Here is a 10,050-nt window from a genome sequence, read left to right as displayed (position 1 = left end):
ATGATGTGAAAAAGTTCATTCGTTACAATGCCAATAAAGCGTTAATGAACCTTGGATTTGCCCCTTACTTTGAAGAAGAAGAGATCAATCCAATTGTATTGAACGGACTCAATACAAAAACAAAGTCGCATGACTTCTTCTCAATGAAAGGGAACGGCTACAAAAAAGCAACTGTAGAGCCGTTAAAAGATGATGACTTCTTCTTTGGAGATGAATCATAAGTAAGGCGTAAAAGTCAAAACGCATCACTCGTTTTGGCTTTTTGCCATTTCATACAATGCGTTACATACTGGAGGTTACCGAGCATGGGAAAAATGGATGAAATCATACTAGTTGCACCGCGCACACGCGTGTTCCAAAACGAAACGCTTGCGTTTAATGGTGTGAATAGTGAAGAGAAAACAATCAACACCATTATGAAAGAAATCGAAGAGCACTTCGAGCAGATGCGCAGAGGCGATGCGGAAGAAAATCCTGACTTCAAGCAGCCGATTCCTTATGTCGTGATTAAGCGTGAGGACGAAGTGTATGTATATGAAAGGCTTCAAGGCGGGGGAGAGACTCGATTGCATCATAAGTTGTCTCTTGGCTTTGGTGGTCACATGAATTTCATCGAAGGGAAAAACTTTGTTGAAATTCTAAAGGAAAATACGGATCGTGAGCTGGACGAGGAACTTTCTATTCAAGAAGAAGACAAGCTTGAGATGAAAACCCTTGGTTTAATTAATGATGATGACAACAGTGTCGGCCGTGTGCACATTGGCCTGTTATCAGCACTTGAATTAGCGCCGGGTGCTCATGTAGAAGTGAAAGAAACAGATCAAATCTCAGGAAAATGGATGAAAGCATCCGATTTGAAAAAGCCCGAATACTTCGATCGACTTGAAACATGGTCTCAATTTGTCGTGAACATTTTAGCATAAATGAATAAATAACAAACCGGCTCAGCAGCAGACTTGAGCCGGTTTGTTTCGTTATAACAGCTTCAGCTTATTGGAAAACGAATGCGTCGTGACCGGCCTGCTTTAGTCTTGCGACGAGGTCATCCGCATTTTGTTTTGTGCGGAAAGCCCCAGCTTGCACTCGGAACATACCTCCCTCTAATACAACGAAGGCGTCAAAGCCTTTGGATTTAAGTGTGGCTGCTAATTCATCCGCATTGGCTTTCACCTTGAAAGCCCCAGCCTGTACTTTATAAAGATTACCTGCTTTTTTTTTCAGCTGAAAGGCTTTCTCTAATCCAGTGGCATGAGCGCGAGCGATGCCTTGAAGGAAGGTCGCGCTGCGGAGCTTATTGGCATCAGCTGTCGTATCGATGAAACCATTCTCTGTTAAAATAGCGGGCATAGAAGTTTCTCGAAGAACGTGGAAGTTCGCTGTTTTCTTGCCGCGGTTGGCAAAATCCACTGAGCGAACAATTTCATCATGAAGGGCATTGCGATACGTGGTGGTCGGTGCTGAAACGCCAGGATACACAAAGCTTTCAAAACCTGTGCCCCCGCCTGCATTAATATGAATAGACACGAAATAGTCAGCTCCCCAGCTGTTTGCCGCATTTGTACGCTGGGCCAAAGTGACGGACTGGTCAATTGAACGACTTAAGCGGACAGAAACGTCATCATAATCACTAATCAACATATCTCTCAGTAAAATCGCGATTTGCAGTGTTATATTTTTCTCCAAAAGTCCATTTGCAGCAGCTCCAGAATCTGTTCCTCCGTGGCCAGGATCAATAAAAATTTTCACCATCTATTCATCACCTCGTCTTTATTTTATGAGAAAATAGAAGAATTGCCTGTACAATATGCGGAAATCATTGAGACTCTTTTCTGCACAATTTGTGATGAGAAAGCTACATTTTTCTAAGAAAAAACAAATTGTTGGTTTGTCCGCCTAAATTGGATGAATACAATGGAAATAGCACATCATTTCCTGGGAAACCGCAGAAATCCCTACAATATTCGGTATCTCGGGTCATTTTGACAGCAAACTTGGGCTTAAGCGGGCGATTGTCACGATTACAGCTCCACCCGAATAGAATAAAGAGAGAAGAGCGAGAGGTGAATACGTTGGAGCGAGCTGTCACATATAAAAACAACGGCCAAATCAATATTATACTTAACGGACAAAAGCAAGTATTGGTTGATGCAGATTCAGAGGCAGAATACTTAGAAGCCTTGCAGAAAAATGAGGCAAAGCACAGCATCTTACGGGAAATAGAGCGTGAAATGAACAGCCTTGTCGGTATGGATGAAATGAAACGAAACATAAAAGAGATTTATGCTTGGATCTTTGTCAATCAAAAAAGGCAGGAACAAGGGTTAAAGGTAGGCAAACAAGCGCTTCATATGATGTTCAAAGGGAATCCAGGCACAGGGAAAACAACGGTTGCAAGACTTGTCGGGAAGCTTTTCTTTGAAATGAATGTCCTCTCAAAGGGGCACTTAATTGAAGCGGAACGCGGAGATCTTGTCGGAGAGTACATTGGTCATACTGCGCAAAAAACAAGGGAGTTAATTAAAAAATCACTAGGCGGCATTTTGTTCATCGACGAAGCCTATTCTCTTGCCCGCGGAGGCGAAAAGGATTTTGGGAAAGAAGCGATTGATACCCTAGTAAAACATATGGAGGACAAACAGCACGAATTCATTCTCATTCTTGCTGGCTACTCTAAGGAAATGGATCATTTTCTATCATTAAACCCTGGGCTGCAATCCAGATTTCCAATCAATATCAGCTTTCCTGATTATACCGTCGATCAGCTCATGGACATTGCCAAACGAATGATGGCTGACAGAGAATATATATTTACCCAAGAAGCTGAATGGAAGCTGCGAGATTACTTAATGCACATTAAAAGCACCACGAGTCCTGCAAAATTCAGCAACGGCCGCTTTGTGCGAAACACGATTGAAAAGGCCATTCGAACCCAAGCGATGAGACTCCTGCTTGTGGATCATTATGATAAAAAAGATTTGCTCACCATTAAAAGTCACGATCTGCAAATGAAAGAGGATACGCCTACTTAAAATGGCGTATCCTTTTTATAAAGAGATACTAAAATAAACCATCCGAATAGTGGTATACGTGTGATGTGTTTGGTATGATGGTACTACTGAAAACTTAAGTACAGAAAGGAAACAACTGACGTTGAATGAACATGAAATGACAGAAAAAGCGATCCTTGTCGGCTGTCAATTGCCGCATGTCACGGATGAACGCTTTCAATACTCAATGGAAGAATTAGCTTCCTTAACCAAAACGGCTGGCGGTGAAGCTGTCAGCGTAATGACGCAGAAGAGAAATAGACAAGACAGCGCAACATATATCGGTAAAGGCAAAGTAGAAGAGCTTGAAGTGCTTTGCGAGGAATTCGAATGTGATGTCATTATTTTTAATGACGAACTGTCTCCAAGTCAGCTAAAAGCTTTGGCAACTGCCTTAGATGTGAAAATTATTGATCGTACACAATTGATTTTAGACATCTTTGCAAAAAGGGCTCGTACAAGAGAGGGGAAGCTGCAAATAGAGCTTGCCCAGCTTCAGTATGCCTTGCCGAGACTAAGCGGACAAGGGATCAGCCTCTCAAGACAAGGAGGCGGAATTGGCGCAAGAGGACCAGGTGAAACAAAACTTGAAACAGATAGACGCCATATTCGAAACCGCATTCACGAAATTAACGGGCAATTATCTACAGTCAAAGAACACCGTACAAGATACCGGGAACGCCGGAAGAAAAATGGGGTGTTCCAAATTGCCATTGTCGGATATACGAATGCTGGAAAATCTACTTTGTTTAATCAATTAACAGAAGCAGATAGTCATGAAGAGGATCTGCTGTTTGCGACGCTTGATCCAATGACACGTAAGATGACATTAGCATCTGGCTACAGTGTGCTGATTTCAGATACTGTTGGCTTTATCCAAGACCTTCCAACAACACTGATAGCGGCATTTCGTTCCACTCTTGAAGAAGTGAAGGAAGCTGATTATTTGCTTCACGTCATCGATTCTTCTAATGAGGATTACGAAGGTCACGAACGGACGGTTCATGAGCTTTTAGAGGAATTAGAAGCAGATCGTATTCCAATGCTGACGGTTTATAACAAAGAAGATCGAATCAGACCGGATTTCATCCCATCTTCAAAGCATCGTCATCTGTTAATCAGTGCGAGACACGAAGAAGATGTGAAGCGGTTAAAAGCGGATATCATGGCTGAACTGAAAAAAACCTTTTTAAAGCCATATCATGTGAAGATTCCAGCGTATGAAGGAAAGCTCATCTCCGCATTAAAATCAGAAACGCTCGTGGAATCACTAGAATTTCAAAAAGAAGCAGAACTTTATGACATCACCGGGTTTAGTGGTGAGGAGCAGACCATATTAGGTCAAATCAAGAAGTATATGTTGTAAGAAAGGAATTAAATCAAGATGTTTCATACATTAAAACACGGCAGTATTTTAGAAAAAGTAGCAGCAGAAACAGAACAAGACATTTTACACGTGCATCAGCAAATTGATCAAAAGAGCGAACAAAATGAGTGGCGGGTGCTTGAAAGCTACCGAAAGCATAAAGTCAGTGACTCTCACTTTAACCCGACAACTGGATATGGCTACGATGATATGGGAAGAGACACGTTAGAAAAGATCTACGCGGATGTCTTCGGAGGAGAAAGCGGCCTTGTGCGTCCGCAGATCATTTCCGGCACACATGCGATTTCCATTGCGTTATTTGGTGTGCTGAGACCTGGTGATGAATTGATCTATATGACGGGAAAACCATACGATACGCTAGAAGAAATTGTAGGGATTCGCGGCAAAGAAGGGACAGGCTCATTAAAAGATTTCCAGATTGATTACAAGGCCATTGATTTAAGGCTAGATGGATCAGTCGATTATGACAAAGTAAAAGAGTCGATCTCCTCGAAAACAAAAGTCATCGGCATTCAGCGTTCGAAAGGCTATGCTTCAAGACCCTCCTTTACAATAGAAGAAATCGAGCAAATGATCTCATTTGTAAAAGAGATCAATGAAGAAATCATTGTGTTTGTGGACAACTGTTATGGTGAATTTACTGAATTACAAGAGCCATGTCATGTGGGAGCGGATCTTATGGCAGGTTCCCTTATTAAAAATCCAGGCGGCGGCCTTGCCAAAACAGGCGGCTACATCGTTGGAAAAGAAAAATGGGTAGAAGCTTGCTCTTATCGAATGACATCTCCGGGCATCGGCAGTGAAGCGGGTGCATCGCTGTATGCGCTCCAGGAAATGTATCAAGGATTTTTCTTAGCACCGCATGTTGTGGCTCAAAGCTTAAAGGGCGCAGTGTTCACGGCTCGTTTTCTTGAGAAGCTCGGATTCCAAACGAACCCAGCGTGGAATGCGAAAAGAACGGATTTGATTCAATCAGTCGAATTTGGCGATCCTAACAAAATGATTGCGTTCTGCCAGGCGATTCAATATGCATCTCCGATCAACAGTCACGTCACACCGCATGCGAGCTATATGCCGGGCTACGAGGATGATGTCATCATGGCAGCGGGCACCTTCGTCCAAGGAGCTAGTATCGAATTGTCAGCCGATGGACCGATCAGACCGCCTTATACAGCCTACGTTCAAGGCGGACTCACGTATGCCCATGTGAAAAATGCGATTTGCAGTGCTGTAGATGCCTTATTGGAACAAGGTTTTATCGACATACCTGCTCAATAAAAAAATCCATGTTAATATTCCTAACATAGTGTTGACACATAATATAACATGACATATAATAAATTTAAGCAAAGAGGAGGAGACAGTTGAGATGAGTGATAACATTCGCCGCTCAATGCCTTTATTCCCAATTGGGATTGTCATGCAGCTAACAGAATTATCTGCAAGGCAAATTCGCTATTATGAGGAAAATGGATTAGTATTTCCAGCAAGAAGTGATGGGAATCGCCGATTATTTTCTTTCCATGATGTTGATAAATTACTAGAAATTAAAAACCTCATCGAACAAGGTGTAAACATGGCAGGAATCAAAAAACTTTTTGCCAAAGCTGAGGCAGAAAATCCAGCGTCTGACACAAAGACCGAGGAGAAAACCACAGCCAAGCACAACTTGACAGATGATGAACTCAGGAAGCTACTGAAGAAGGAACTCATTCAGGCTGGACGTTTCCAACAAGGAACGACCTTTAGGCAGGGGGATATGTCAAGGTTCTTCCGTTAACGAATTAGCAAAAGCATTGCTATACAATTTTACCTTTTGTAGGGGAGGAGTTTTACGAAATGGCAAAATACACAAGAGAAGATATCGTAAAATTAGTAAATGAGGAAAACGTAAAGTACATTCGTCTGCAATTTACAGACATTCTCGGAACGATTAAAAATGTTGAAATTCCTGTGAGCCAGTTAGAAAAAGCTCTCGATAACAAATGTATGTTTGACGGTTCATCTATTGAAGGCTTCGTACGTATTGAAGAATCAGATATGTATCTATACCCAGATCTCAATACATTTGTTATTTTCCCTTGGACAGCAGAAAAAGGTAAAGTTGCACGCTTTATTTGTGACATTTACAAGCCGGACGGGACGCCATTTGATGGAGACCCACGTAATAACTTAAAGCGTGTCTTAAAGGAAATGGAAGAACTAGGATTTAGTGATTTCAACCTTGGGCCTGAGCCAGAATTCTTCTTATTTAAATTAGATGAAAAAGGCGAACCAACGCTTGAACTAAACGATAAAGGCGGATACTTTGACCTTGCACCAACAGATCTAGGCGAAAACTGCCGCCGTGATATCGTGCTTGAGCTTGAAGAAATGGGCTTTGAAATTGAAGCATCTCACCACGAAGTAGCACCTGGACAGCATGAAATTGATTTCAAATATGCTGGCGCTATCCGTTCTTGTGATGACATTCAAACGTTCAAACTCGTTGTCAAAACGATTGCGAGAAAGCACGGTCTTCATGCGACATTCATGCCAAAACCATTGTTCGGTGTAAACGGTTCTGGTATGCACTGTAACCTATCATTATTCAAAAATGGCAAAAACGCATTCTTTGATGAAAAAGCAGATTTACAATTAAGCGAGACTGCTAGACACTTTATCGCAGGTATCGTCAAGCACGCAACAAGCTTTACAGCGGTCACAAACCCAACGGTTAACTCTTACAAGCGTCTTGTACCTGGATATGAAGCACCTTGCTACGTTGCATGGAGTGCACAAAACCGCAGTCCATTGATCCGTATCCCTGCATCACGCGGCATCAGCACACGTGTAGAAGTGCGCAGCGTAGACCCATCTGCAAACCCATACCTTGCACTAAGCGTATTACTTGCAGCAGGTCTAGACGGAATCAAAAATAAACTAGCCGCACCAGCACCAATCGACAGAAACATTTATGTCATGGACAAAGAAGAGCGCCTTGAAAACGGCATCTCTGACCTACCTGCAACACTTGCAGAAGCACTTGAGTTACTGAAATCAAACGAAGTCATGATCAACGCACTAGGCGATCACCTATTCGAACACTTCATCGAATCAAAAGAAATCGAATGGGATATGTTCCGCACCCAAGTACACCCATGGGAACGCGATCAGTATATGTCTCAGTATTAATAAAGAAAACCCCTTGGAACCAATGGTTTCAGGGGTTTTTATTTTGGTCAAATTATATTCAGAAAAGAAGAAAACGATGTGTAAACCTATGTTTAAAAAGAGAATTAGTGTTCCTAAAGAAACTGTTTTAAAGTTATTTCTACGCCACCAACTTCAATATCACTTCTAAGCAATTCTTTATGTTTTGAAGCAGCAACTTGCGCTTCTTTTTGTACTAAATTCACCTTTAGAAAGCTCTGTTACTTCTTGTGTTACAGGATCCATATGTTTAATTCTGTACTGCCATGTCGTTCCTCTTTTAATGCACTCTACATAAAACATACCTTTTATAGATAAGTATTTTTGCATTTTGCGGGATACCGAAAACTTTTAAAATGAACACTTCGACTTTACATATGTTGTAAATGCCATGTTAAAATTATACAAAGGAAATGATAGCAAGGGGGTAATGGGATGTCAGGTTTGATCTCCTCTGTAGATGTAGCAAACACACTCAACAAATGGTATTTACATATTAAAAAGAGGGAAGTTTCACAAGCAGTAGAGTTGAGGGATGAGATTCAAGAAATGTTAGGCGAAATGGAAGAAAATCAAGATGTTTTACTCTATTTCAATATTCTTGATTACAGATTTAAGGTACTTATGGAAGATTTAGTGAGGCAACCAACAATAACAGAAAGTGAAAGAGTCAAAACAGATGACATGCTAAGGTTTTACTTTTATCTTTTCAAAGGTATGTATGAGAGTGCAAAGAATAACTATTCAGAAGCTCTAGTCCTATTCAGAGTAGCTGAGAGACAATTGGACAAGGTACATGATGAAATTGAAAAGGCTGAGTTCCATTATAAAATTGGCACACTCTACTATTTCAACAAGGTCACGCTCCTTTCTCACCATCATCTACAAACAGCCAAGGATATCTACAAAGGTCATGAAGGCTACAGCATACAGACCATAAACTGTAATATGTTGTTGGCACTGAATTTGATTGATGATGGTAGACTAGACAATGCTGAAAGAATGCTTTTGGAGTGTGTCGATAGACTGATTGAGAAGAATGATAAGAGATTGTTAGCGTTGGCTTATTATGATTTAGGATTTCTCAAAATTCAGGATGACCACCATATAGAAGCAATTGAATATTTCAACAAAGCAATTTCCGCAGATGATCTAAAACAGTCAGCTCCTGTTTCTTACTTACAATGTGCGTATGAATTTGCAAGATCAAGCTATAAATCAAATCAGTTGGATCAGGCAATAAGTTGGGTTGCTGAGGGGAAAACCTTTTCTAAAGAACAGCAGAACACAAACTTTATTTTGAAATTCAATATCCTTGAGAAATGTTATACAACACCACGGGAAAGCTATGAGGACATCAAGAAAGGGCTATATCTTTTGGAAGAAAGAAAAGCATATGTTGATTTAGAGGCATTAGCTCCTGATGTTGCCTCCATATATAAAAAGTTAAATCTTTATGAAGAAAGTAACTACTTCTTGGAATTGGCTTTAAAATCTTGTACGCTTATAGGAAAGGAGGTCATATGATCATGAAAAAAATAATGGTGATTATTACTACTGCTTTGCTGATAGGTACAATACTTGGAATGCCTATTTTACAACATACCCAGGCAGATGCTAAAAGTGATATAGTGTTACTTTCCTCAAGAGGTGCAGGATCATAAATGGATGGTTTGAATCAACCTCTACAGACCAGCTCCGGGGTTGAATGGTTAAAAATAGATAAATTGGATTAAAGTATAAGACTCCTTATGGTATTCTAGTAAATGAATACGCCATAAAAGGAGTCTTTTTTATATGAAAATATTAGATGCTCCATCTTTACTATCAGCTGTAGAACAAAGGTCAAAGGCCTATCATGAGCTTCAAGAAGAAATGAAACTTGTGAAAAAAGCATTAAAAAGTGTATCGGGATTAGGTGACGAGTTTACTGGAAAAGGTGCAGATAATATCAAAGCTTTTTATAATGATCTTGCACTATACACGGACACTTATCTTGATTTTATCGATATGCAAAAGGCTTTTTTAGATGGAGTGAAAGGAAAGCTTGATGATGAATCATTAGGCGGTAGTACATTTATTGACGAGCACTTCTTAGACGCTCAATTGAAGCAGGGCATTCAGAACAATAAAGATATGGTGAAGGAACAAAAAGAAGCCCTTACGGCTATTTTTGACGATATTAGTGATTTGATTGAATTGCAGACATTTTCCAGCAAAGAGGTAGACGAGCACTTAGATGATGCGAACAAAAAAAGAAAAGATGCAATTGAGGCTGTACATACATTAGATCATGCCCTAAAAACAGAATACGCAAAATCAGAAGCGATTGAGAAACATCTTGCAACTTTTTATACAAAAATGATGGCTGCTACAGGAAAAGGAAAGAACGCTCAGCCCATGTATTATGATGCAAAAGCATTT

10 protein-coding genes and 1 pseudogene are annotated in these 10,050 nt (G+C 40.5%); 10 read left to right on the top strand and 1 reads right to left on the bottom strand.

Going from position 1 to position 10,050, the window contains the following annotated elements; all coding sequences use genetic code 11:
- Together C6Y06_RS19885 and C6Y06_RS19880 are read left to right on the top strand one after the other, a co-directional pair.
- Positions 1-221: pseudogene (locus tag C6Y06_RS19885) on the top strand (class 1b ribonucleoside-diphosphate reductase subunit beta); the annotation flags it as partial.
- An 84-nt stretch (positions 222-305) separates the two neighbouring features.
- Complete coding sequence (locus C6Y06_RS19880) at positions 306-923, top strand: hypothetical protein (RefSeq protein ID WP_034662134.1); 618 nt, start codon at positions 306-308, stop codon at positions 921-923.
- 67 nt (positions 924-990) lie between these two features.
- On the opposite strand, the gene C6Y06_RS19875 is transcribed toward C6Y06_RS19880, so the two are convergent.
- Positions 991-1,749, bottom strand: a complete 759-nt coding sequence (locus C6Y06_RS19875) for an N-acetylmuramoyl-L-alanine amidase (RefSeq protein WP_106037563.1) — start codon at positions 1,747-1,749, stop codon at positions 991-993.
- Positions 1,750-2,069: 320 nt separating this feature from the next.
- Between C6Y06_RS19875 and spoVK the strand changes: the two genes are divergently transcribed.
- The 8 genes from spoVK to C6Y06_RS19835 form a co-directional block, all read left to right on the top strand.
- The gene (gene spoVK / locus C6Y06_RS19870; protein WP_034662129.1) at positions 2,070-3,029 is read left to right on the top strand and encodes a stage V sporulation protein K; all 960 of its coding nucleotides are present in this window, start codon (positions 2,070-2,072) and stop codon (positions 3,027-3,029) included.
- 121 nt (positions 3,030-3,150) lie between these two features.
- Positions 3,151-4,413 carry a GTPase HflX gene (hflX, locus tag C6Y06_RS19865; RefSeq protein WP_106037562.1) on the top strand — a complete coding sequence of 421 codons (1,263 nt, stop codon included), beginning with the start codon at positions 3,151-3,153 and terminating at the stop codon, positions 4,411-4,413.
- Between the two features lie 18 nt (positions 4,414-4,431).
- A complete protein-coding gene (locus C6Y06_RS19860; RefSeq protein WP_060596370.1) occupies positions 4,432-5,712 on the top strand; it encodes a methionine gamma-lyase family protein in 1,281 nt (426 codons plus the stop codon).
- Positions 5,713-5,803: 91 nt separating this feature from the next.
- Positions 5,804-6,214 carry a MerR family transcriptional regulator gene (locus tag C6Y06_RS19855; RefSeq protein ID WP_034662120.1) on the top strand — a complete coding sequence of 137 codons (411 nt, stop codon included), beginning with the start codon at positions 5,804-5,806 and terminating at the stop codon, positions 6,212-6,214.
- A 59-nt stretch (positions 6,215-6,273) separates the two neighbouring features.
- Positions 6,274-7,608 (top strand): type I glutamate--ammonia ligase, encoded by a 1,335-nt coding sequence (gene glnA / locus C6Y06_RS19850; protein ID WP_034662117.1) that lies wholly within the window; start codon positions 6,274-6,276, stop codon positions 7,606-7,608.
- 453 nt (positions 7,609-8,061) lie between these two features.
- Positions 8,062-9,153, top strand: coding sequence for a Rap family tetratricopeptide repeat protein (locus tag C6Y06_RS19840; protein ID WP_106037561.1), 1,092 nt, complete (start codon positions 8,062-8,064; stop codon positions 9,151-9,153).
- Between the two features lie 2 nt (positions 9,154-9,155).
- Positions 9,156-9,290 (top strand): hypothetical protein, encoded by a 135-nt coding sequence (locus tag C6Y06_RS20500; protein ID WP_262417204.1) that lies wholly within the window; start codon positions 9,156-9,158, stop codon positions 9,288-9,290.
- Between the two features lie 133 nt (positions 9,291-9,423).
- Positions 9,424-10,050: LXG domain-containing protein (locus tag C6Y06_RS19835; RefSeq protein WP_189288427.1), on the top strand; the 627-nt coding region annotated here is incomplete at its 3' end.

It is taken from the genome of Bacillus sp. MZGC1 (assembly GCF_002998605.1).
Classification (GTDB): domain Bacteria; phylum Bacillota; class Bacilli; order Bacillales; family Bacillaceae; genus Bacillus.
This window is presented reverse-complemented; position numbering and strand designations above follow the sequence as displayed.